The 22,797-nt window shown below is 65.5% G+C and carries 21 protein-coding genes and 1 rRNA gene; 9 read left to right on the top strand and 13 right to left on the bottom strand.

What is annotated here, in order from left to right:
• Positions 1–129 precede the first annotated feature (129 nt).
• From ACP7EY_RS07810 to ACP7EY_RS07780, 7 genes are all read left to right on the top strand, one after another.
• A complete protein-coding gene (locus tag ACP7EY_RS07810; RefSeq protein ID WP_426192148.1) occupies positions 130–3,225 on the top strand; it encodes a DUF2339 domain-containing protein in 3,096 nt (1,031 codons plus the stop codon).
• 13 nt (positions 3,226–3,238) lie between these two features.
• Positions 3,239–4,669 (top strand): DUF3999 family protein, encoded by a 1,431-nt coding sequence (locus ACP7EY_RS07805; RefSeq protein WP_426192146.1) that lies wholly within the window; start codon positions 3,239–3,241, stop codon positions 4,667–4,669.
• A gap of 40 nt (positions 4,670–4,709) precedes the next feature.
• Positions 4,710–6,089 (top strand): tRNA uridine-5-carboxymethylaminomethyl(34) synthesis GTPase MnmE, encoded by a 1,380-nt coding sequence (gene mnmE, locus ACP7EY_RS07800; protein ID WP_426192145.1) that lies wholly within the window; start codon positions 4,710–4,712, stop codon positions 6,087–6,089.
• 266 nt (positions 6,090–6,355) lie between these two features.
• The gene (locus ACP7EY_RS07795) at positions 6,356–7,363 is read left to right on the top strand and encodes a glycosyltransferase family 9 protein (RefSeq protein ID WP_426192143.1); all 1,008 of its coding nucleotides are present in this window, start codon (positions 6,356–6,358) and stop codon (positions 7,361–7,363) included.
• On the top strand, positions 7,360–8,415 hold the full coding sequence (locus ACP7EY_RS07790; protein ID WP_426192141.1) for a glycosyltransferase family 4 protein: 1,056 nt from the start codon (positions 7,360–7,362) through the stop codon (positions 8,413–8,415). Before ACP7EY_RS07795 ends, ACP7EY_RS07790 begins: the two co-directional genes overlap by 4 nt.
• Positions 8,416–8,513: 98 nt before the next feature.
• Entirely contained in the window at positions 8,514–9,077 is a 564-nt protein-coding gene (locus ACP7EY_RS07785; protein WP_426192139.1) for a DUF1439 domain-containing protein, read from the top strand.
• A gap of 263 nt (positions 9,078–9,340) precedes the next feature.
• Positions 9,341–9,550, top strand: a complete 210-nt coding sequence (locus tag ACP7EY_RS07780) for a hypothetical protein (protein ID WP_426192137.1) — start codon at positions 9,341–9,343, stop codon at positions 9,548–9,550.
• Here ACP7EY_RS07780 and ACP7EY_RS07775 read toward each other — a convergent pair.
• Both ACP7EY_RS07775 and ACP7EY_RS07770 read right to left on the bottom strand, forming a co-directional pair.
• Positions 9,540–10,178, bottom strand: a complete 639-nt coding sequence (locus ACP7EY_RS07775; RefSeq protein ID WP_426192135.1) for an Hpt domain-containing protein — start codon at positions 10,176–10,178, stop codon at positions 9,540–9,542. The genes ACP7EY_RS07780 and ACP7EY_RS07775 overlap by 11 nt on opposite strands.
• Before the next feature lie 13 nt (positions 10,179–10,191).
• Complete coding sequence (locus ACP7EY_RS07770) at positions 10,192–11,175, bottom strand: CAP domain-containing protein (RefSeq protein WP_426192133.1); 984 nt, start codon at positions 11,173–11,175, stop codon at positions 10,192–10,194.
• Between the two features lie 190 nt (positions 11,176–11,365).
• Between ACP7EY_RS07770 and pssA the strand changes: the two genes are divergently transcribed.
• Positions 11,366–12,148: a CDP-diacylglycerol--serine O-phosphatidyltransferase gene (gene pssA / locus ACP7EY_RS07765; protein ID WP_426192131.1), complete on the top strand. Its 783-nt coding sequence runs from the start codon at positions 11,366–11,368 to the stop codon at positions 12,146–12,148.
• 10 nt (positions 12,149–12,158) lie between these two features.
• Here the strand turns inward: pssA and ACP7EY_RS07760 are convergent, their stop codons facing one another.
• The 11 genes from ACP7EY_RS07760 to ACP7EY_RS07710 all read right to left on the bottom strand — a co-directional run bounded on the left by ACP7EY_RS07760 (position 12,159) and on the right by ACP7EY_RS07710 (position 22,105).
• Positions 12,159–12,470 (bottom strand): metal-sensitive transcriptional regulator, encoded by a 312-nt coding sequence (locus ACP7EY_RS07760; protein WP_426192129.1) that lies wholly within the window; start codon positions 12,468–12,470, stop codon positions 12,159–12,161.
• Between the two features lie 8 nt (positions 12,471–12,478).
• Positions 12,479–13,384, bottom strand: a complete 906-nt coding sequence (locus ACP7EY_RS07755; RefSeq protein WP_426192127.1) for an aldo/keto reductase — start codon at positions 13,382–13,384, stop codon at positions 12,479–12,481.
• Positions 13,385–13,392: 8 nt separating this feature from the next.
• Positions 13,393–14,541: a D-alanyl-D-alanine carboxypeptidase family protein gene (locus ACP7EY_RS07750; protein WP_426192125.1), complete on the bottom strand. Its 1,149-nt coding sequence runs from the start codon at positions 14,539–14,541 to the stop codon at positions 13,393–13,395.
• Between the two features lie 101 nt (positions 14,542–14,642).
• Positions 14,643–15,281: an alpha/beta hydrolase gene (locus ACP7EY_RS07745; RefSeq protein ID WP_426192123.1), complete on the bottom strand. Its 639-nt coding sequence runs from the start codon at positions 15,279–15,281 to the stop codon at positions 14,643–14,645.
• 16 nt (positions 15,282–15,297) lie between these two features.
• Complete coding sequence (locus ACP7EY_RS07740; RefSeq protein ID WP_426192544.1) at positions 15,298–15,615, bottom strand: (2Fe-2S) ferredoxin domain-containing protein; 318 nt, start codon at positions 15,613–15,615, stop codon at positions 15,298–15,300.
• A 64-nt stretch (positions 15,616–15,679) separates the two neighbouring features.
• Positions 15,680–16,846, bottom strand: coding sequence for a VanZ family protein (locus ACP7EY_RS07735; protein WP_426192542.1), 1,167 nt, complete (start codon positions 16,844–16,846; stop codon positions 15,680–15,682).
• Positions 16,847–16,854: 8 nt separating this feature from the next.
• Positions 16,855–17,475: an ABC-type transport auxiliary lipoprotein family protein gene (locus ACP7EY_RS07730; protein ID WP_426192121.1), complete on the bottom strand. Its 621-nt coding sequence runs from the start codon at positions 17,473–17,475 to the stop codon at positions 16,855–16,857.
• 9 nt (positions 17,476–17,484) lie between these two features.
• On the bottom strand, positions 17,485–18,444 hold the full coding sequence (locus ACP7EY_RS07725; RefSeq protein ID WP_426192119.1) for an MlaD family protein: 960 nt from the start codon (positions 18,442–18,444) through the stop codon (positions 17,485–17,487).
• Position 18,445: 1 nt separating this feature from the next.
• Entirely contained in the window at positions 18,446–19,435 is a 990-nt protein-coding gene (locus tag ACP7EY_RS07720; protein WP_426192117.1) for an ABC transporter ATP-binding protein, read from the bottom strand.
• Positions 19,435–20,562 (bottom strand): MlaE family ABC transporter permease, encoded by a 1,128-nt coding sequence (locus ACP7EY_RS07715; protein ID WP_426192115.1) that lies wholly within the window; start codon positions 20,560–20,562, stop codon positions 19,435–19,437. Before ACP7EY_RS07715 ends, ACP7EY_RS07720 begins: the two co-directional genes overlap by 1 nt.
• A 70-nt stretch (positions 20,563–20,632) precedes the next feature.
• Positions 20,633–22,105 (bottom strand): DUF4080 domain-containing protein, encoded by a 1,473-nt coding sequence (locus ACP7EY_RS07710; RefSeq protein WP_426192113.1) that lies wholly within the window; start codon positions 22,103–22,105, stop codon positions 20,633–20,635.
• 485 nt (positions 22,106–22,590) lie between these two features.
• Between ACP7EY_RS07710 and ACP7EY_RS07705 the strand changes: the two genes are divergently transcribed.
• Positions 22,591–22,797, top strand: a 16S ribosomal RNA gene (locus tag ACP7EY_RS07705); the annotation flags it as partial.

The raw sequence follows: 22,797 nt of genomic DNA, 5'->3' as shown, positions 1-22,797 counted from the left end.
GAGCTGATATCGCTTGGGATCGGGTTTTTGCTGGGCTATCCGGTGCTGGTTGCGTTCTTGTTTTCGCGCACGAGAACCGGCGGCCATGACCCGGATACGATCGACACGATCACGCATCGTCAAGACGAGATGCACACGCAATTGGCGCTGCTGGTGGAGCGGCTGCGGCGGATCGAGGTGGCATCGCTGGCGACGCCCGCCGCCGATGCGGCGCAGCCGCCGGTGGTCCCGCCAGCGCCGGTGCCTGAGCCGGCGCCCGAGCCTGAGCCGGAACCCGAACGTAAGCCTGAGCCCGAGCCGGCGCCGGCGGTCGACGCTGCCGCACCGGTCGATGCCGTCACCGAGCCCGCCCTTGCCACCACTGCCGCCGAGCCCGTGCCACCCTCGCCGCCACCCGCCTGGCTGCTGGCAGCGAGGCGCTGGCTTTTCACGGGCAACCTGGTGGCCAAATTCGGCTTGCTGATCCTCTTTATCGGGGTCAGCTTCCTGCTCAAATATGCCGCTGAACAGGGCCTCATTCCCATCGAACTACGCTTGGCAGGGGTGGTGCTGGCCGACCTTGCGCTGCTCGGCTTTGGCTGGCGTGTGCGCCTGTCCCGGCGCGAAATCGCCTTGCCGGTGCAGGGCGCCGCGCTGGCCATCCTGATGCTGGTGGTGTTCGGCGCCTTCCAGCGCTACCAGCTGATCGCGGCCGGCTTCGCTTTTGCGCTGCTGTTTGCGCTCACCGCGTTCACCTGCATCCTGGCAGTGCTGCAGAACGCCGTCTGGCTGGCGGTGTTCGGCATCTGCGGCGGCTTCGCCGCGCCATTGATGGTCTCGACGGGGCAAGGCAGTCACATCGCGCTGTTTTCATACTACGCCGTACTCAATGGCGGCGTGCTGGCGATCGCCCTGAAACGCGCCTGGCGCATGCTCAACCTGCTCGGCTTCGGCTTCACCTTCCTGATCGGAACAGCCTGGGGCGTACTCAAATACAGCGCCGTCGACTACCCGTCCGCGCAGGGCTTCCTGCTCCTGTTTTTCCTGTTCTACGTCGCCGTCGCCATCGCTTACGCGTCGAAGCAGGCGCTCCATCTGAAGCACTACGTCGATGCGACGCTGGTGTTCGCCACGCCGGTGGTGGCGGTGGGCCTGCAATATGCGCTGGTGCGCGATCGCCACTACGGCATGGCGCTGTCGGCGCTGGCGCTGGGCCTGTTTTATACGGCACTGGCCTCGCTGCTGTGGCGCCGCCGCGGCCTGCAGTGGAAGATGCTGGTCGAATCGTTCCTGGCGCTGGGCGTGGTGTTCGCCACGCTGGCGTTGCCGTTCGCCGTCGATCAGCGCTGGACGTCGGGCGCCTGGGCGCTGGAAGGGGCCGGCATCGTCTGGATCGGCTTGCGGCAACGGCGCCCGCTCACCTGGGGCTTTGGCTTGCTGGTGCAGGCTGGCGCCTGGGTGGCGTTCGTCGCCGCCATGACGGGGCTGCACCGGGGCGGACCGGGCGTCGACAACGTCTGGCTGGGCTTCCTGCTGCTGGCCGGCGCCACCCTCGCCATGGCGGTGGCGTTCCGCCAGCGCGGTGGCGACGGCCGCTCCGGCGCATATACGGTGGGCGCCAACGCCTTGCTGGCGTTGGCCGCGTTGTGGCTACTGGGCGCCGCCTGGGGGCAGTTGTTCTTTCATGCTGCGCAGGTGCCGGTGGCGCTGGCGACCTTGCTGGTGGGCAGCGCGCTGGGCGTGGCCGTGCTGCTGGCGCTCTTTGCCCGGTTTGCCACTTGGCCGATGGCGCGCACCCTCGCGCTGGTGGCGCAGATACTGGCCGGCCTGGCCATGTTCGGCGTCACCATCGACGCGCCGCAGGACGGGGTGGCGGCGCTGCTGCCCGGCGCCATGATGGTGTTTTTCTCCACGCTGGTGAGCAGCAGGCTGCTCGATCAGGCCGACAGCGACGGCGGCACAGCACTGCTGGCCAACGTGCTGCTGGGCTGGGCCGCTTACTGGTGGTACAAGGTGGTGTTGTTCCTGCTGGCGGGCTGGGCGCTTGAGCACGCCACGCTGGCGGCCGCGATGCAGGACGACGCCATCGACGGCATCACCGATGTCGCGCGCATGCTGGCCATCGGGGTAGCCTTGTCGGCACTGGCCTTCGCCCATGCCGCCACCCGCCTGGGGTGGCCGACACTGCGGTTTCTGAGCACTTCTGCATGGCTGGTGCTGGCGCTGGCGACGGCCCAGTTGCTGCAACTGTCGTTCAGCGGCAAGGGCACGGCGGGCGCGCCCACCTGGCTGGCATTTGCCTGCCTGTGGCTGGCCGCCGAGTACCTGATGGGGTACTGGCAGCGCCATGGCTGGGCAGTGGCGCTGCCCTGGCTGCACGCGTTGCACGTGGTGCGCAGCGCCGGTCCGTGGCTGATGATCTGGCCGCTGGGCCATCGCCTGCTGGGACAGTGGCTGTACGTCGAGGACCCGCTGCGCAGCGCGCTGCTCGGCCGCGCAGGCTGGTTCGTCAACCCCAACTGGATCAGCTACATCAGCGCGTCGCTGATGATGGCGGTGCTGTACTGGCTACTGGGACGGGCGGGCGCCGCGCGCTGGCCGACCCGGCCCGTCAGCGCCTGGTACAAGCATCGCCTGCTGCCGGTCGGCGTGGTCCTGGCCGTGGCCCTGGCCGTGCAGGCGAACCTGACGCACGACGGCACGATGGCGCCGCTGCCTTATCTGCCCCTGCTCAATCCGCTCGACCTGGGCACCGCGTTTGCCTTCGTGCTGGCCATTGCGTGCTACCGCCAGCGTGTCGACAGCGCCGTCATGCTGGTGGCGTGGCTGCCGCGCGCGGGCAAGCTGGCCGCTTATTTGTGGCTCAACCTGATCCTGCTGCGCAGCGCTGCCCACCTGCTGCAGATCGACTACACCGTTGGCGCGCTGGCGCACTCGCAGACCGTGCAGGCGATGCTGTCGCTGACCTGGAGCCTGACGGCGCTGGTCGTCATGCGCCGCGCCGCCGCCGGCGCCGAGCGTGCCGCGCGCCTGCGCCGCTGGCTGAGCGGCGCGGCGCTGCTGGCGGTGGTGGTGGCCAAGCTGTTCATCGTCGATCTGGCCAGTGTCGGCAGCGTCGCGCGCATCGTGTCGTTTGTCGGCGTCGGCGTGCTGATGCTGGTGATCGGCTACCTGGCGCCGTTCCCGCCGGCGTCGCCGCCGCCGCCGCCGTCGCCCGAATCGGCGCCGTCCATGAATCCTGCCTGAACTGGAGAAGCGCATGACCCATCCCGTAAAAATCGCTGGCCTGGGCATCGTCCTGGCCTGCCTCGCGCCAGCGGCGGCGGCGGCGCCGGCCGACCATCCGGCCCTGTACGCGCACGTGACGCAGTTGCAGGTGTCGGGCAAGCAGGCGCTGGCGCAATTGCGCGTTCCCCAGCAGGTCTATCTGGCCTCGCGATCGGCCAGCCTTGCGGATTTGCGTATGTTTGATCGCAATGGCCAGCCGATCAGCTTCGCCGTGCGCACGCCGCCGGCCCGGCATGAGGAGCAGGTCAGCAGCACCGAGGCGACGATTTTTCCCGTGCACGCACAGCCCGGCGCTGCCGCTGCCACGTCGCTGCAGGTGAGTACCTCCGAGGACGGCAGGGTGATTGCCGTGAAAACGCGCAGCGGCGCCGACACCCGCCCGGGCGCCGTGCTGAGCGCGCTGGTGCTTGACCTGAGCGACGACGATGCCGCCGCGCCCGCCGTCCACGCCTTGCGCCTGACGCAGCCGGCCGGCATCGCCAACTACACGGCGCATCTCGCCGTCGAAGTGAGCACGGACCTCAATCACTGGACGGCGGCCGGCGATGGGCTGGTCAGCTGGCTGCAAAATGCCGATGCCAGGACGCTGGCAAACGACCGTATTGAGCTCGACACGGCAGGCAAATTTCGTTACGCGCGCCTGAGCTGGCGCGACGGCACGCCCGCTCAATTTCCCCGCATTCAGGCTGAGCGCCGGGCGGCCGCGCCGGCCCCGCGCCCCACCGAAAGCCTGCTCGTCGTTGGCAAGCCGGGGCGGTTTGCCAACGACATCGTCTACCCGGCGGCGCAGGCCCTGCCGGTGCAGTCGGTCAGCCTGCAGTTCGGCGAACGCAACGTGGTCGCGCCAGCGCTGCTGGGGCGTTACGTCGAGGTGCCCGTGCTGAAAAAAGGCGAGCAGCCGCGCCACGATTTCGAACCCTTGTGGAGCGCGACGTTTTACCGGCTGGCGCAGGACGGCAAGGTGCGCTCGTCGGGGCAATTGGGCCTCGACGATGCCCACCTCGACGAATGGGTGCTGCGTCCGGCCAGCGCGCTGATCCCGGCGCCGGCCTTGCTGCTCGCGTGGGAACCGGCCAGTATCGTGTTCCTTGCCAACGGCGCGGCGCCGTACACGCTCGCCGTCGGCCGCGCTGGCGTCACTGGCGTGGCGGTCAATGTGGCGCGCATCGCACCGGCTTTCACGGAAGCGGAACTGGCCAGGCTGGAGTCGGCGACGGTGGGGCCGATGCGCGCGCAAACCGTCGCCGCGCCCTCGGCCAGCGAGGCGCAACTGGCCGCAGTCGGGGCGCGCAGCCGCAACCTGATCTTGTGGGCGGTGCTGGCCATTGGCGTGCTGGCGGTGGCGCTGATGGCGCGCCAGCTGATGCGCCAGATACCGCAGCAGGAGCCGCCCCCGCCTTGAGTCGGCCGGCCTGGCGCGAACGGGGGTAAAATCCTCCCCCATGAAACTAGACTCTTCTCCTATCGCCGCCATCGCCACCGCGGCCGGGCGCGGCGGCATCGGCGTGGTGCGCGCCTCCGGCAAGGATTTGTCGGCGCTGGCCGCCGCGCTGTTCCCCGGCGTCGCCTTCAAACCACGCCACGCCACGTATATCGACTTCATGGCCGCCGATGGCAGCGTCATCGACCAGGGCCTGGCGCTGCTGTTCAAGGGCCCCCATTCGTACACGGGCGAAGACGTGCTCGAACTGCACGGCCACGGCGGGCCGGTGGTGCTGCAAATGCTGCTGGCGCGGGTGCTGCAGGCGGGCGCGGAGGCGGGCCTGCGGCTGGCCGAACCGGGCGAATTCACCCGCCGCGCCTACCTCAACGACAAACTCGACCTGGCGCAGGCCGAGGCGGTGGCCGATCTGATCGACGCCTCCACCGAGGCGGCGGCGAAGTCGGCGTCGCAGTCGCTGTCGGGGGCGTTTTCGAGCACCATCCACGCGCTCGTCGAGCGCACCATCAATTTGCGCATGCTGGTCGAGGCGACGCTCGATTTTCCGGAAGAGGAAATCGACTTCCTGGAAAAATCCGACGCCCGCGGCCAACTGGCGCTGATCGTCGATGCGCTCGACAAGGTATTCAAACAGGCGGCGCAGGGCGCGCTGCTGCGCGAAGGCTTGAACGTGGTGCTGGTCGGGCAGCCCAATGTGGGCAAGTCGTCCCTCCTGAATGCGCTGGCCGGCGCCGACATCGCCATCGTCACGCCGATCGCCGGCACCACCCGCGACAAGGTGCGCGAAACCATCCAGATCGAAGGCATCCCCCTGCACATCATCGACACCGCCGGCATCCGCGCGCTCGATGAAGAAGTCGACCAGGTCGAACGGATCGGCATCGAGCGCACCTGGGGCGAGGTGGTCAAGGCCGACGTGATCGTGCACCTGCTCGATGCCAGCTACGGCCCCACCGCCGCCGACGACACCATCGTCGCCGCCTTCCCGGCCGGCGTACCCGTGCTGCGCATCTGGAACAAGATCGATCTGTCCGGTCACCAGGCCGGCATCGACGTGGCGGCGGACGCCGTCAATGTCTACCTGTCGGCCCAGCAGAATGCGGGCATCGACCTGCTGCGCGAGGAACTGCTGCGCATCGCCGGCTGGCAGCAGACGGGCGAGTCGCTGTACCTGGCGCGCGAACGCCACCTGATCGCCCTGCGCGCCGCGCGCGAGCACCTGGCCATGGCGGCGGCGCACGCGGCCCAGACCGACCAGTTGCTCGACCTGTTCGCCGAGGAACTGCGGCTGGCGCAGGCGCAGCTGTCGAGCATCACCGGGGCGTTTTCATCGGACGACTTGCTGGGCGTGATTTTCGGCCGCTTCTGTATTGGCAAATAAGCTACAGCGCACCCCGTCTTTGCCCAGCTTTACAAAAATAGTCGGCAATTGACGGGGCCGGGCACTACAATCAGCTTGCCCCGCCTTTTTGCAAGCTAAAGTAGGGCAATCCGCTTGCCGCGCCGGCCGGCGGCGGTTTTTTTCGGACGAGCATAAGCATGTTGACCTCTTTATTTCGATACGGTTTTTCTCCTGGCAGGCGGAAAACTGTATCATTTGAGGGCGGGGCGGCGCCTGCCGCGCCCCAGCTTGGCCAGTCACGCATCTTGATCTGCCGCACCGATAATATCGGCGATGTCGTACTGACCTTGCCGCTGGCCGGCTATCTCAAGCAACGCTGGCCCGGCGTCACCGTCGATCTGTTGTGCCGCCGCTACGCCGCGCCCGTTGTCGAGCAATGCAGCAATGTCGATCACGTGATCGCCTTCGACAACGAGGACGATCCCGCCGCCGTGTTTGCGGGCAAGACCTACGACATCGTCATCTTCGCCTTTCCCAACCGGCGCCTGGCCAAGGCGGCCCTGCGCGCCGGCGTGCGCCAGCGGGTGGGCACCAGCCACCGCCTGTTCCACTGGCTCACCTGCAACCGGCTGGCCCATTTCAATCGCTCGCGCTCGACGCGGCACGAGGCGCAGCTGAATTTTGAATTGTTGCGCCCGCTCGGCATCGATTTCATGCCGCCGCTGGCCGACATCCCCGCCTTGTACGGCCTGCGCGCGCCCCAGTTGGCCGCTGCCGAGGCGTTGCGCGGGCAGGCCCCGTTCAATGTGATCCTCCATCCTAAATCGAACGGCAATGGCCGCGAGTGGCCGCTGGCCCACTACGAGGCGCTGGCGCGCCAGTTGCTGGCGCTGCCGGGGCTGGCGATCTGGGTCACCGGCAGCCCCGCCGAGGGCGCCGCCTTGCTGCGCGATGCGCCCGGTCTGTTCGCCTTGCCGCATGTGCACAATCTGTGCGGCGCTGGCGACCTCACGCGCCTGACCGCCACCATCGGCGTGGCCGACGGCCTGATCGCCAGCGGCACCGGGCCCCTGCACGTGGCCGCCGCGCTGGGCCGGCCGGCGCTGGGCCTGTTTCCGCCCATTCAACCGATCGACATCGCCCGCTGGGGCGCGCTGGGCGCGCAGGCGCAGTCGCTGACCGCGCCCGCGCGTTGCGCCAGCTGCACGGGCACCGCCAGTTGCACCTGCATGGCCGCGATCGGCGTCGATGCCGTCGCCGCGGTCGTGCGCGGCTGGCGCAGCCAGCCCTTGCGCGCCTGCGCCGAATCATGAAGCCTGCCGTCTTGCTCACCTTCGATTCGATGCGTCATGCCAATACCGGCTTGCACAGCTTCGGTCACCGACTGGGCAGCGAAATCGTGCGCCAGGCCCAGACCGACCTGAAGGTCAGCGCGTACACCTATCCGCCGCAGCAGGGCTTTTTGGGCGACGCCGCCAATTATGTGCGCCACCGCAAGTTTCACCGCTGGTTTTTCCCCCAGCGCGCGCAATTCGAGCTCGTCCATTTTGCCGACCAGTATTGCCGCTTCGGTCCCGCCCGCGTGCGGGGCCGCACCATCATGACGGTGCATGACCTCAACCAGCTGCACGAGCAGGGCATCGACAGCGCGCGCGTGCGCAAGCACATGGCGCGCATGCAGATCAAGGTGGCGGGGGCCGACCACATCGTCGCCATCTCGCATTTTGTGGCCGCCGATATCGTGCGCCATTTTCCTGAGGCCCGCGCCAAGCTGTCCGTGATCCACAACGGCGCCGACTGGAGTGCGCCGCCCGCGGGCCACCGCCCGGCAGTGGTACCGACGCAGCCGTTTCTGTTCGCCCTCGGCATGGTGTGCCCGAAGAAAAATTTTCACGTGCTGGTGCCGCTGTTGCGGGGCAACGGGCGCCAGTTGCTCATCGCCGGCGTGCTGCAGGAACCGTACAGGCAAAAAATCCTCGCCGAGGCCGCCGCCTGGGGCGTGGCGGACCGCGTCATCATCACCGGCGCCGTCAGTGCCGCCGACAAGAACTGGTACTACGCCAATTGCGAGGCGTTTGCCTTTCCGTCGCTGGCGGAAGGCTTCGGTTTGCCCGTCATCGAGGCGATGTACCATGGCAAGCCGGTGTTCCTGTCGACCTTGACGGCGCTGCCCGAAGTGGGCGGCGATGCTGCCTATTACTTTGAAAACTTCGACCCTGCGCACATGGCGCAGGTATTCGAGGCGGGTCTGGCCGATTTCAACGAACACGGCGGCGCCGAGCGGGTGCGCCTGCATGCGTCCCAGTTCACCTGGGAGCGGGCGGCGGCCGCGTATCTGGCCCTGTACCGGCGTTGCCTGGCCTGAGCCCGCTGACGGCGGTCAGGCCGTCGTTGCTACGCCTGAGCGAGGTGACGGGCGACATGCTAGGCTTGTGCTGTCGATCCGCTTTTGCCTGATTCCTTATGTCTTGCTTCCGTACCACCTGCCGCCGCCGTGTCCCCATGCTGGCCGCCGCCATGGTGCTGGGGGCCTGCGCCAACCTGGCCGGGCCGCGCGACGTCAGCGTTCCCCTGTCGAGCTTGCAGGCGGGCGTGGCCAAGCGCTTCCCGCTGAACAAGCGCATGATGGACCTGTTCGATGTCCGACTGAGCAACCCCACGCTTTCCTTGCAACCAGGCACCGAACGGGTCGGCCTGCACCTGGACGCGTCGGTGGCGCCGCCCTTTCTCAAGCAGGCATGGCGGGGCACCGTGTCGCTGTCGGGGCGGCTGTCGATCGACGTCGCCCGCGGCGCCGTGTTCCTCAATGATCCCCAGCTCGACCGCGTGACCGTCGACGGCGTCGATGGTGACCGTGAGCGGCAGTTCGGCGCGCTTGCCAATGCGCTGTTGAGCAAGTCGATGCGCGATGTGCCCGTCTACCACTTCCGCATGGACGACTTACGCTATGCCGGCGTGCAGTTTGTGCCCACCGCCATCCGCACGACGGCCGACGCCGTCATCATCCACGTTGAACCCCTGAAATAAACGCGCCGGGCCCGCGCAAACCGCCAGAATTTGGTGTGTTTGTAAAGTGAGGATTCGCCCATTTCTTATGCTGTTGGGATGCCGCGACAGCACGGCCTGGTGATTGCGGACCTCCCGCAATCGGCGTAACTTGTGCTGTGTCGTGTCGTCGCGGCTTCGGCGAATGGCCACCGGCCTTGCTTGCGGCACATCATGCCCGCGCTATTTCAGTGAAGTAATCTTGCCGTAGAAATTTGGCGGGCTGCCGCTCGAAGGGGGACATCGTGGGAACCGTGCAAGAGGGTGTGACGAATGGGGAACCCGGCGTGGCCGACGCCGCTGGCACGGCGGCGCCGAGGGCGGTGCGACCGCGCCAGAGCCTGCCGCCGAAAGGCTCGTGCTGGTATTGCGAAAAAGCGCTCGACAGCGTCAAGCGCTTCTGCAACAAGGAATGCGCCGACGGCTTCGACGACGAAGCGGCGTTTACGGGGTAAGCCCGGCGGCGGGCGGCGCGCGCCGCAACGATGCCAGCGCCCGTTCAAAATCAAAAGCGTTCACCGCCAGCATGACTTCACCGTAAGCCGCTTCTCCCAGCGCCTCCTGCAAAACCGGTCCCGCCTGCTCCAGTAAATCGAGGGCGGCGCCATCGCCCGCATCGAGCAGCGCTGCCAGCTGAAGCAGCGCCAGGGCGCTCTCTGGCGGTGGCGCAGGCAGCTGGCCCGGCGCGGTCCCGTCAGCGGCCGCATCGCCATCCAGCAATCCTTCCACCACCAGCAAAACGGCCCCCAGGGCGTGCTCAAGCCCTGCCAACGGTCCGCCCGCCCCGTGCGCGCCGTGGGTACGCAAGTGCTGTTCGAGCGCGTCGGCGCGCTGGTGCAACTGGTGGGCGCCGATCATGCCTGCGCTGCCCATCAGGGTGTGCGCCAGGCGCTGCGCCAGGGGCAGGTCGGCACTGGCGATGGCCGCGTGCAGCCCGTGCGCGCCGGGCGGGTAATCGTGCCTGAATCGCCGCAGCATGCGCAGGTACAGGGCGCCGTCGCCCAGCACGCGGGCCGTGGCCGCGCCCGTGTCGAGGAGGGCGGCGTCGGCCGCGCGCGGGTCGCCGCAATGGTCGTGCGGCATTGGGGGCGCCCGCCTAGCGGGTGGTAAACGACCAGCTCAGCGACACCGGCACGCCGTCCACCGTGCCGCTGAAGGCGACGTCGTAGACGGTGGCGGCGGCCAGTCGGGACAGCGGGATGATCGCCGCTGTCGAACGTTGGGTTTTCAGATCGGTCAGTGGCGACTTGTCGTCGAGCGTGCGCTGCAAGAGCTTGACGGTCAGATTGCCGCCGTTGCGGGGCCGCACCGTAAAGCTCGATACCAGCACGATGGCGCCGGCGTCGGCATGGACGCTGATCGGATAGCCGACCTCGTCGATACCAGCGACGGGATCGGGCTCTTCCTGGTCGCTGAAAAAATTCGGCACCACTGCGCTCTGGCCGTTGAACGGCCACACCGCCAGCTTGCCACGGCCCAGGCCGGGACCAAGGCCATTGCTGGCGACCAGGTCGGCGGTGAAATAGCTGTACTTGCTGGCGTTGGTGCTCAAGCCCGTGCCGATCTCCTTCAACACGGGCTCGAACATCACGAAGCGGTGATAAATCGCCGTCACCAGTTCTTCGGCCATGAAAAAGCCCGAGGTGTTGCTGGTGGCGGAAATGATTTCGCCATAGACGAAACCGGTGCGGCTGAGCTGGTAGCCGGCGCTGGCCAGCCGCGCATCGAGGCCCACGCCGGTAAAGCCCGCCTTGCCGCTCTCTTCGTCGTGGGTGACGGTGTTGTTGAGGCGCTGGTAGTCCGAATGGTTCTGCGCCGCCTGGTTGACCTGGGCATTTTGCAGCAAGGCGGCAACGCCGAGCTGGCTGCGGCGGTAGTTGATCCAGTTGCGCCCGTCAGCGGCCACATTGCCCACGCTGGCGGGCGCCGCAGGGTAGGCACTCGTATCGAAACTGCCCGTGGTCGTCGTGCTGGTGGTCGCCGCCGGGGCGCTGCCCGTGCTGCCGCCGCCGCCGCAGGCGCTCAGCAGGGCAAGGACCAGCAAGGGCAGAACGAGATGGCAGCGGGCAGTCAATGGCATAGAAGGACAATATCGGGAAAAGGGGCGGCGAAGGCGGGCAAATCTCAATCTTTTGGGCAACAATAGACGGGAGGTCATACCAATTTTAGGCCATTCTATCGTTTGTGGGAGGTTTGCTTCGCGCCGTACCGGGCCGCCTGTTGCGGCAACGCCCTGTAAAATGAACAATTCTTCGTCAATCCGAGCCCCCATGTCGAAATCTACCCGCCAACAGCGCATGGCGCGCGCCAAGTTCGCCCTGCCCAGCATGGTCACCCTCTTGTCGATCGCCTGCGGCTTCGGCAGCATCGTCATCTCGGTCGACAATGCGCCCGTGGGCGACCCGTCCGCCTACCGCATGGCGGCGATCTTATTGGTGCTGGCCGGTATTTTCGACGCCCTCGACGGTTTCGTGGCGCGCGCCACCAACACCCAGTCCGACTTTGGCATGCAGCTCGATTCGATTGCCGACGTGATGAATTTCGGCTGCGCCCCAGGACTGTTGCTGTACTGCTACGGCTTTGCCCAGTTCGGCCAGGATCATCCCACCTTGCTGCGCGCCGGCGGCATTGCCTGCTTTATTTTTGTCGCCTGCGGCGCCTTGCGTCTGGCCCGCTTCAACGTCAGCGTGGGCCGCACCGATCCCCGTTATTTTGTCGGCATGCCGATCACCGCCGGTGCCGCCTGCGTGGCCGCCGTGGTGGTGGCCTGGCCGGCGCCGCTGACGACCATGTTGCAGGCGTGGCTGGTGATGCTGCTGATGGTGGGCGTGGGCACGCTGATGGTGTCGACGGTGCGTTTTCCCAGTTCGAAACAGCCGAAAAACAAGTGGCTGCTGCTGGTGCTGGCGGTCAACCTGGGCTTGCTGGCGTGGTTGCAGACGCGGTATTTTGTCTTGTTTTTCGTGGTCTATGTGAGCGCGACCTTGCTGCTCAATATCGCCTGGCTGCAGGGCTGGACCAGGATCCCGCCGCCCGAAGTGTTTACGGACTGACCCGCAGGCTTCAGGCAAACTTGTCGAGCATCGCCGCCAGCCTGGCGGCACTGGCCTGCGCGTCTTCCAGCGTGGCCGCATTGTTGCTCTGGTTGAGCATGCTGCTGGTGAGCAGTTGCACGAACGAGCGATCGAGCGCCTTGCGCGCCGCCGCCATCTGCTGGGCGACCCCGTCGCAGTCGCCCGGCACCGCCGCCAGGGCGATCAGCTTTTGCACCCCCCGCAACTGGCCCTCGATGCGCGCCAGCCGGTTCAATAGATCCTTCTTTTGCGCGCCGCTCAGGGCGCTGCCATCGACGATGTGGAGGGGGCTGTCGGCCATGGCTGCGCTCAGGCGACCTCGTGCGCCCGCGCCGCCCGCAGGATGGCGAACCAGTGCGGCCGACTGAGGCGAATGTTGGCGCCCCGCACGGCCTGCTCGATGGCGGCGATGCGCCCGCTGCCCGTGAGTGGCACCGGCTGGCAGGGCAGGCGCATGATCCACGCAAAGACCACGCTGACGAACGGTTGCTCAAGCTCGTCGGCAATGCCCTGTATCACCGATCGCAAGTTTTGCGTGAGCGCATCGCTGCCGGTGAACAAGCGTCCACCCGCCAGCGGCGACCAGATCATGGGAGCAATGCCGTGGTCTTGCAGGCCATCGAAGACTTCGTCGAACAGGGGCGCCAGGTGCAAGGGGGAAAATTCCACCTGGTTGGTGGCCAGTGGCACGCGCCGGTGCAAGCTGTCGAACTGGTGCCGGCTGAAATTGGACACGCCCACATGGCGCACTTTGCCCGCCGCGATCAAGGTCGTAAACGCTTCGGCGATCTCGTCGAAGTCCATCAGGGGATCGGGGCGGTGGATCAGCAGCAGGTCGAGGTGGTCGGTGTGCAACTGGCGCAGCGAATGCTCGGCCGAGGCGATGATGTGCGCGGCGCTGGTGTCGTAATGCTGGATGGTGTGCGCGGGGCGTTGCGGCGCGACCAGCTTGATGCCGCACTTGCTGATGATCTGCATGCGCTGGCGCAAGTCCGGGCGCGCCCGCAGGGCCTCGCCGAACAGTGCCTCGACACCGTAGCCGCCGTAGATGTCGGCATGGTCGAAACTGGTCACGCCCAGCGCCAGGCACTGCTCGATGAAGCTGATCCTTTGCTCGACCGACATGTCCCATTCATCCATGCGCCACATGCCGGCGACGATGGGGGACAGGCGTAGCGCGTCCGTGGTGCTTGCCTGATGCTGTGTGTCAGCCATTGCGCGCCTTATTTGAACATCAAGCGCAGCGAATCCCAGGCGCGGCCGAAGATCGACGCCTGCGGCACTTCTTCCAGCGCCACCACGGGCAGTTCCAGGATCGCCTTGCCGTCGACCATCATTTTCAGCGTGCCCACCTTGCCGTTCAGGGGCAGCGGCGCGACCAGCGGATCCTTGCGCTCGAGCACAGGTTTCATTTTGCCGGCCACCCCTTTCGGCACCGTCACCAGCACGTCATTGGCAAAGCCGATTTTGACGGTCCCCTTGGAACCTTTCCATACTTCGGGCGTCTGGATGGCTTGCCCCTTGGCGTACAGCTTGACGGTGTCAAAATTCTGGAAGCCCCAGTTGAGCAGCTTCTGGCTTTCCTGCGTGCGCGCCGAATCGGACGTGGTGCCCAGCACCACCGAAATCAGGCGGCGTTCGCCCTGGGTGCCGTTGGGGCGGCGTGCCGAGGCAATCATGCAAAAGCCGGCGGCTTCCGTGTGGCCCGTCTTCATGCCGTCGACGGTGGGGTCGAGCCACAGCAGGCGGTTGCGGTTGGGCTGGGTGATCTTGTTATAAGTAAAACTCTTGACGGAGTCGATCTTGTAAAACTCGGGGAAATCGCGGATCACGCGGGCGGCCAGGATCGACAGGTCCTGGGCCGTCGAGTAATTGTCGGCGCTGGGCAAGCCATGCGGATTGGCGAAATGGGAGTCTTTCATGCCCATGCGCTGCGCTTCGCGGTTCATCAGTTCGACGAAGGCCGCTTCGTCGCCGGCGACCGCTTCGGCCAGGGCGACGGCGGCATCGTTACCGGACTGCACCATCAGGCCGTACAGCAAATCATTGATTTTGACGGGGGTGGCGGGGTCGATGAACATCTTGGAACTGCTGGCGTCGACTTTCCAGGCCCGCACCGACACATTGACCATCTGGTTGATGTCGATCTTTTTGTCGCGCAGCGCCTGGAACGTCACGTAGGCCGTCATGACCTTGGTCAGCGATGCCGGTTCGATGCGCGCATTCTGGTCTTGCGCGGCAATCACCTGGCCGCTGGTGGAGTCGAGCAGGATCCACGACTTCGCAGCAATGGTCGGGGGCGGCAAGGTTTGTGCAACAGCCGCGCTCATCAGCGCGAGACTGGCGGCCAGGGCCGCAAGTAATTTTTTCATGGGAATGACCAGGTATGAGGTGAACAATGCAGGCAATGTCGTTCAGACATTGCCGCTAAAAAAGAACGTCAATTATAGACGGTGACCGGGCTGGCGCACGGTTAATCACGCCGCCACATCTGGGTCACCAGGGTCTTGATATGACCGAGTTTGCGGTGGAAAAAGTGGTCGGCGCCAGGAATGACGATGACGGGAATGTCCTGCGGGCGCGCCCAGTCGAGCACGTCGGTGAGGGGAATGGTGTCATCCGTTTCACCGTGAATCAGGATGGTGTCGGCCGGCACGTCGGCCATCGCCCATTTGCCGGCGGCGGCGCCGACCAGCACCAGGCGCTCGGCCGGCGTGCCGGCGGCGATCAGGCGCTGCTGGAATTGCGATTGCACGAAGGTGCCGAAGGAAAAGCCCGCCAGCGCCACGGGCAGGCCGGGGAACTTTGCGGTGATGTGCGCGTACATCAATGCCATGTCGTCCGTTTCGCCGTGGCCATTGTCATGCACCCCTTCCGAGGCGCCCACGCCGCGGAAATTGAAACGCACGGCGAGGTAGCCGATGCCGACAAAGGTGCGCGCCAGGGCATGGGCCACCTTGTTGTCCATGGTGCCGCCGTACAGGGGGTGGGGATGGGCCACCAGGGCGATGCCACGCGGCACGGGGTACAGCTCGACGTCGGGATAGTCGATCACGCATTCCATGTTGCCGGCGTGGCCGGCGAGTGAGAATCGTTCGGTTTGTTTGCTCATGGGAGTGAAATGATGGTCAGATTTTGAGGCGTTCGACGACCACGCCACCGGCCAGATGGCTGTCGACGATGTCGTCGATGTCGCTGTTGTCGACATAGGTGTACCAGGTGCCCTCGGGATAAATCACCAGCACCGGGCCTTCTTCGCAGCGGTCGAGGCAGCCGGCCTGGTTGACGCGGATCTTGCCGTGGCCATTCAAGCCCAGTTGCTTGACGCGCGATTTGCAGTGCCTTTGGGCCGCGACGGCGCCCTGGTGGCCGCAGGACTGGCGGCCGTCTTCACGGGCATTGGTGCAGAAGAACACGTGTTTTTCAAAATACGGTTTTTCGCTCATGGTATCGCTCATATGATGGCTCTCTGTGATCGTTCGGCAAGCGGGAATGCGCTCATGATACCCGCTACTGCCGATTGAGTTGATGGGACGGCAGCAGCAAATACCATAGGGCAATAAACGGCCACAGCAGCGACAGAAACTGCGCCGCCCCATTAAAGTTGAGGAATTTTCCTTGCACCCAGCCTTGCAGGGTCGACACAAAATACGGGTTGGCGGGAATCGCGTTGACCACCACCAGGCTGAGCAGAATCGTCACGATGGCCAGCCGGCGCTGCGCCACCTGCGGCGCGAAGGCCAGGCCGGCCAGTAAAATCGCGCCGATCAGCAGGCCGCCCTGGGCGCCCGGGGTGATCCACACGTAGGCATTGTCGGGGGTAAACAGCAGCGAGCTGGCCAGGGTTTTTAGCACCAGCGCCGCCGCCAGCGTGAGCAGCATCAGCAGCATGCGTGGGGCGCCCGGGCGCAGCAGGCACATCATCATCAGCACGGCGCCGGCCATGCCGCAGGCGGTGATGATGGTTTCCGACAGCCAGTACTGCTCCACCGTCATGGCCGCACCGGGATGCAGCAGGGCCACCAGGTCGATATCGCGCTCGAGCCAGTCGGAGAGCCACTCGGACAGGATCGGCAGCACCTGGCCGTTGCCGAACAGGTAGTTTTGCGGGTACACCTGGGCCAGCGGCCACAGCGCCACCAGCACCAGGCCCTGGCTGGCGTGCTGGGCGAACCAGGCCTCGCGGATCTTGAGCATGCGGCTCTGGTTGAGGTACTTGCGGGCGCCGGCGGCGCCGATGAAGGCGCCGATGAAGCAGCCCAGCGAGTTGGTCAGGATGTCGAGGTTGGAAGGCACCCGGCTGGGCAGATAGGTCTGCACCGCTTCCATGGTGCCCGACACCAGCACGCCCAGCACGGCCGTGACGAGCACGGCCCACATGCCACGCAGGCGCGGGTTGAGCGACGGCACGATCAGCATGCCCAGCGGGATGTAGCCGACGATATTGACGCCCACGTCGAACGCCGTCCAGTAGCGCGGCGGCACCAGGGTCAGATAGGCGAATGGCGACAGCCCCGTGCTGCGCCAGCCGGTGAACGGAAACCAGCTGGCGTAGACGATCAGCAGCAGGTAGGCCAGCAGGGCGGCGCGGGCGATCGGCGAGCCCTTGCGGCGCTCGCGCGCCGACGGCGGCGCGGGCGCCGCTTCCAGCCCTTCAGCCCCATCGGCCTGGTCCATTGCAGGCGTCACTGCTTGCGCTGCTGCGCCGTCCCCAGCCAGCCGATCATGTCGGCTGCAACGGCGTCGGTCGCTTCGGCCAGCGCGCGCGCGCCGCCACCGGCGTCGGCCGTCAGGGCCGTCACCTTGCGCGTGAAGGTGCGCTGGTCGGTGAGGATGCGGCCATTGAACAGCGACGCGCGCAGCACCACCTCGCCGTAGCTGGCGCTGGTGCTGTCGAAGGTATGGGTAAAGTCATCGACGTCGATGCGCAGCAGCGGCACGCCGGTCGAGGCGTCGGTGGCCGACAGCACCTTGAGGCCCGCCTGGCCCACGCGCGATTTGAAGCGCTGGGTCAGCAGCTGCAGCGGGGTGGTCGACCAGCGGCTGTTGGCATACGGGCGTGCCTGCAAGGGATCGGCGTAGTTCAGGCGGTAGTACATGCGCTCACTGTCGAAGGCGGCGTTGCCGGTGACGTCGGTGACGACGATGGCCGGGATCGCGCCGGCTGCCGCGGAAGCGACGATGGGCCGCGCGGGAGAGCCGAAATCGTAGGTGACGATGTTGCTCGTCTTGGCGCCCGCGGCGCAGCCGGCCAGGATCAGGGCGAGGGCGGCGGCGCCGGCGAGGCGGTGGAAAACAGGGTTCATCGATGCTCCTTATTTGGTCGGGGCGACGAAACCGGCTTCGCCAGGTCCCGGGGTGGCCGGGGAATTGCCGAAGATGAGGCCCTGCGGGCGGTCCGACAGCGAATTGGCGGTGCGCTTGACGGCGCGCAGCGAGATGCGCGCTTCGTCCGTCATGGACACCACGTGCGGCAGCGTCTCGAGCGTGAGGTCGCTGGTGACGTCCTGCAGGTTGCCGCCAACCTTGTCGATGGTGTCGGTCAGCCGGGTGATGGGGCCGTCTGGCGCCTGCAGGGTGGTGGCCAGGCGGTCGATGTTTTTGCTCATGCGGGTGGCGCTGCCCGACAGTTCATTGAACGAAGCCAGGCTTTGTTCGGCCTTGGCGCTCAGTTCCGGCAGGCGTTTCAAGGTCGGCTCGAGCTGTTTCGGGATGGCCCCGTAGGCCTCGGCCGTCTTGCCGATCTTGTCGAAGGCGCCGATCATGATTTTCTGGTTGTCGTCGCTCATCAAGTTGTTGAGCTTGGTGGTGATCTGGTTGGTCTTGTCGAGAATGACCAGGCCGCGCTTTTCCAGCATGTCGAGCAGGCCGGGACGCAGCGGCAATGCCGCCAGGTGCCCCTTTTCGCTCTTGAGCAGGGGCGAGCCGGTCTTTTCGTCGTCGAGCTGGATGAAGGCGATGCCCGTCACGCCCTGGTAGCCCAGGGTGGCGAAGGTGGTGGTGGTGATGGGCGTCTCCTGGTCGACCGACAGCCGAATGACGATCTGGCCGGCCACCGCCGGATTGAAATTGATGTCGTCGACCCGGCCCACTTCGAGGCCGCGGTAACGCACCGCGGCCTGCGGATTCAGGCCGGGAATGGACTCGGTGGTGGCGATCACGTAAGGCACCCGTTCGGTGCGGTCGCGATTGAACCACAGCCCCGCCAGCACCGCTGCGATCAGCAGGGCGATGGTGAAGAAGCCGGTCATGAGGGCGTGCGATCTGTTTTCCATATTAATTCTCCGGTGCTTGGCTGGTCGGCGCAGGCGATTTCTGGGCGCTCTCGTCGAGCGTATTGTGCTCGTGCTGTTCCTGCCGCTCCTGCTGCTGCTGTTGGTGCGCCTGCTCCAGTTGTTCGTTCTCCTGCTCGTACTGCTTGAGTTCTTCGTCGTGCTCGTCGAGCACTTCGAGGGCGCGCTGGCCACGCGCGCCGAGGAAAAATTGTTTGATGAAGGGATGGTCGACGGCCAGCACGTCGCGCGTGGGGCCGATGGCGATCACGTGTTTTTCGGCGAGGACGGCGATGCGCGTCGACAGCGCGAACAGCGTGTCCAGATCGTGCGTGACCATCACCACCGTCAGTCCCAGTTCGCGGTGCAGCGACTGGATCAGGGTGACGAAGGCGTCCGACAGGTCGGGATCGAGGCCGGCGGTGGGCTCGTCGAGAAACAGCAGCTGCGGCTCGAGCGCCAGCGCGCGCGCCAGGGCGGCCCGCTTGATCATCCCGCCCGACAGGTCCGCCGGCATTTTAAAGGCGTGCTCGATGCCCAGCCCCACCATGGTCATTTTCAGCAGCACCGCGTCGTAGATGACGTCCTCGGGCAGCGCCCGCAGTTCGCGCATGGGCAGGGCGATATTGTCGAACACCGTCAGGGCCGAATACAGCGCGCCCTGCTGGAACAGCATGCCCCAGTGATTGCGCATGCGGCGCAGCTGGTCGGCGCCGGCCGCGCTGATGTCTTCACCGAACACCTTGACGGTGCCGCGCGCGGGTCGCTCCAGGCCCAGCATCTGCCGCAGCAGCACCGTCTTGCCGGTACCGGAGCCGCCCACGATCGACAGGATCTCGCCCGAGTAAATTTCCAGGTTGAGGTCCTGGTGCACGACGGTTTTGCCGAACTTGGTCCACAGGCCATCGATCTCCACCACGGGCGGGCCGACGTCCTGCACCGGCATCATGGTCAGCCGCGGCGGTGCGCGATCGGCTTTGCTGGGGTCGGCCATCAGAACCCCACGCCGTTGAAAATGATGGCAAACACGGCGTCGGCCAGGATCACCACGGTAATGGCGGTCACCACCGAGGTGGTGGTGCCCACGCCCAGGCTCTCCGTGTTCGGTTTGATGCGCAAGCCGAAATGGCAGGACACCAGCGCGATCAGGATGCCGAATACGCAGCCCTTTAACAGGCCGATGCTGTAGTTCGCCAGTGGCACGGCGTCGGGCAGCTTTTGAATGAAGTAGCGGGCCGACAGGCCCAGTTCGAGTTTGGCCGAGATCATGCCGCCGATCAGGGCCATCGAATCGGTCCACACCACCAGCAGGGGCATCGAGATGGCCAGGGCCAGCACTTTCGGCATGATCAGGCGGTAACCGTGCGAGATCCCCATCACCAGCATGGCATCGAGTTCCTCGGTGACCCGCATCACGCCCAGTTGCGCGGTGATCGACGAACCGGAACGGCCGGCCACCAGGATCGCCGCCAGCAAGGGGCCGAGCTCGCGGATCACGCTCATGCCGAGGATATTGACGAGGTACATATCGCCGCCGAACATGCGCAGCTGCTGGGCCGACAGGTAAGAGAGCACGATGCCGATCAGGAAGCCGACCAGGGCGGTGACGCCCAGCGCCTGGAAGCCCGCATGATAAATATTGGCGGAGATCTCGCGCCATGGGCCGCTGACGGGATGGCGGAGGAAGCGGCCGATGTCCTGCACCACCTGGCCGATCAGCTTGATGAAGCCTCGCATGTGCTCGAAGAAGCTCAGGATCAGCACACCGAGCTTCATCACGAAGTTGATGCGCTCGGCCTTGCGCGGCGCGGTGGCCTTGCTCGATTCTTCGACCCGCTTGAACAGCTCTTCCTGGCGCGGCGCCAGGATCAGGTCGGCGGGGCGCTTCTTGCCCCAGGCGTTCCAGAACAGCTGGGCGCCGATATGGTCGATGCTGGCCACCTGCGACAGGTCCCAGGTGCGCGGCGCGTCCTTGAGGTCGGCCACCTGCTTGCTGAGCGCCTTGATGGTGCGCCGATTGCCCAGCGCGTGCACTTGCCAGATACCGCCGGCGACGATGGCATCGGCTGCGCCGGCATCGCTTGCATGGGTGTCGAGGGTTGGCGCATTTTCAATTGGCATTACGCCAGTGTAAAAGACTTTGGCCGCATCTGCTACACCGATGTTCTGTCGTGTGCGGCGCGTGCTCGTCTCAGGCGGCCAGGTGGCGGGCCTGGCGCTGCGGTGCCGCCGCCTTGGCAGCGCCATCGAGCTTGCCGGCGTAGTCGCGCGCGACCAGCGCCACCGCCGCTGCCGGCGCCATGCCCTGCACCTGCAGCCAGCGCGTCACCAGCGCGGCCAGGCGATCGAGGGCGATGCGGTGGGTGGCATCGGTCTGTCCATACATCCAGTCGCTAAAGGCCATGAAGTTCTCGAACGGGGCGTCGCCCAGCATGGTGCCGATGGTGTGGCCAAAGCGGCCCGAGTTGGCCACCAGGTCCCAGTAGCGGGCAAAGCGCACCAGCCGCAGCATGGTGCCGAAATCGATCTTGTCGGTGGCCAGGATGGTGTAAGGCGGGTAGGGATCGAACACCATGCCGAACGTTTCGGTGTGGCGGATGATGGGCGTGCCACGCAGGCGCTTGAGGATACCGAACTGGATTTCGTGCGGTTGCAAGGCCACCAGCTGATTGAAGCCGCGGGCGAAGCTGGCCACGTCCTCGCCTGGCAGGCCGGCGATCAGGTCGACGTGCAGGTGGGCGTGCGAATGCTCGCACAGCCAGCGGATATTCTCGGCCGCCTTGGCGTTGTCCTGGCGGCGGCTCACCAAGGCCTGCACGGTCGGATTAAAACTCTGGATGCCGATTTCAAATTGCAGCGCGCCCGGCGGGAATTTGGCAATGCCCTCCTTGAGCGCGTCGGGCAGGTGGTCCGGCACCAGTTCGAAGTGGGCGTAGACGGGATCATCGGGGTTCGCTGCCAGCTTATCGAGAAAGAACTGCATGATCTTCAAGCTGGTCTTGATGTTCAGATTGAAGGTGCGGTCGACGAACTTGAACAGCCGCGCCCCGCGTGCGTGCAGCGCTTCCATCTCCGCGAGGAAGGTGTCGAGCGCGAACGGCCATGCGGTCTTGTCCAGCGCCGACAGGCAGAACTCGCACTTGAACGGGCAGCCGCGCGAGGCCTCCACATACAAGGTGCGGTGGGCGATGTCATGGTCGGAATAGAGCGCGTAGGGCAGCTGCAGTTCGGCCAGTGGCGGCTGCACCCCCGCATGGACCTTCATCAAAGGCTGCGGGCCGTCGAGGATCTGGCGGCACAGGGCAGTGAAGGTCACTTCTCCCCATCCCGTCACCACGTAGTCGGCCAGCCTGACGATCTCCTGCAGCGCCGTTTCATGGGAGACCTCGGGGCCGCCCAGCACCACCGTTACCTGCGGCGCCACCCGCTTGAGCATGGCCACGACGCGCGTGGTTTCCTCGACGTTCCATATATAGACACCAAAACCGATGATGCGCGGTTGTTTGGCCAGCAGGCGCTCGACGATTTCAGTGGTCTTGGCGCCGATGACGAATTCCTGGATCTGGGTCTGCCCCGTCAACTCCGCCATGTTCGCCAATAGATAACGCAAGCCGAGGGAGGCGTGGGTGTAGCGGGCGTTGAGGGTAGAGAGGGTAATGGTCATGGGGGCAGAAGAGATGGGGCGGAGGCTGCCATTCTACCTGTCCGCCACAACTTGTTTCGGATTGTGGACGGCGGCCCTTGCGGGGGCCGGCGGTCTTTGCTATAGTTCGCCTCCCGGTTAAAAAGCTGCAACAAATCAACATGTTGCGACCGATTCATCGGGGACTGCCTCAACAGCAGTTGCGTGAAAAGAGCTTGACAGTGCAGGACTTATCCTACATAATCTCATCTCTCTGCTGCAACGAACACAACGCTTCGTACCGCGCAGTAAGCAACACCGAATAAAGTTCTTTAACAATTAACAGTCGATAAGTGTGGGCGTTTGATGAAAGTGCCAAGGACTTCGGTCCTTGAATACTTAAATTATCAAATGTTCACAAAAAAGAAATATAGGCGCTTCGCAAGAAGTGGCCTGTCAGTATTTTGAGTGAGCGAATTCGGACCAATGGGACGAATTCGGGCCGAAAGGTCCGACAAACAGAGATTGAACTGAAGAGTTTGATCCTGGCTCAGATTGAACGCTGGCGGCATGCCTTACACATGCAAGTCGAACGGCAGCACGGGGCAACCTGGTGGCGAGTGGCGAACGGGTGAGTAATATATCGGAACGTACCCTGGAGTGGGGGATAACGTAGCGAAAGTTACGCTAATACCGCATACGATCTAAGGATGAAAGTGGGGGATTCGCAAGAA

It is taken from the genome of Massilia sp. DWR3-1-1 (assembly GCF_049898325.1).
In the GTDB taxonomy this organism is placed as follows: Bacteria; Pseudomonadota; Gammaproteobacteria; order Burkholderiales; family Burkholderiaceae_D; genus JAFCUW01.
This window is presented reverse-complemented; position numbering and strand designations above follow the sequence as displayed.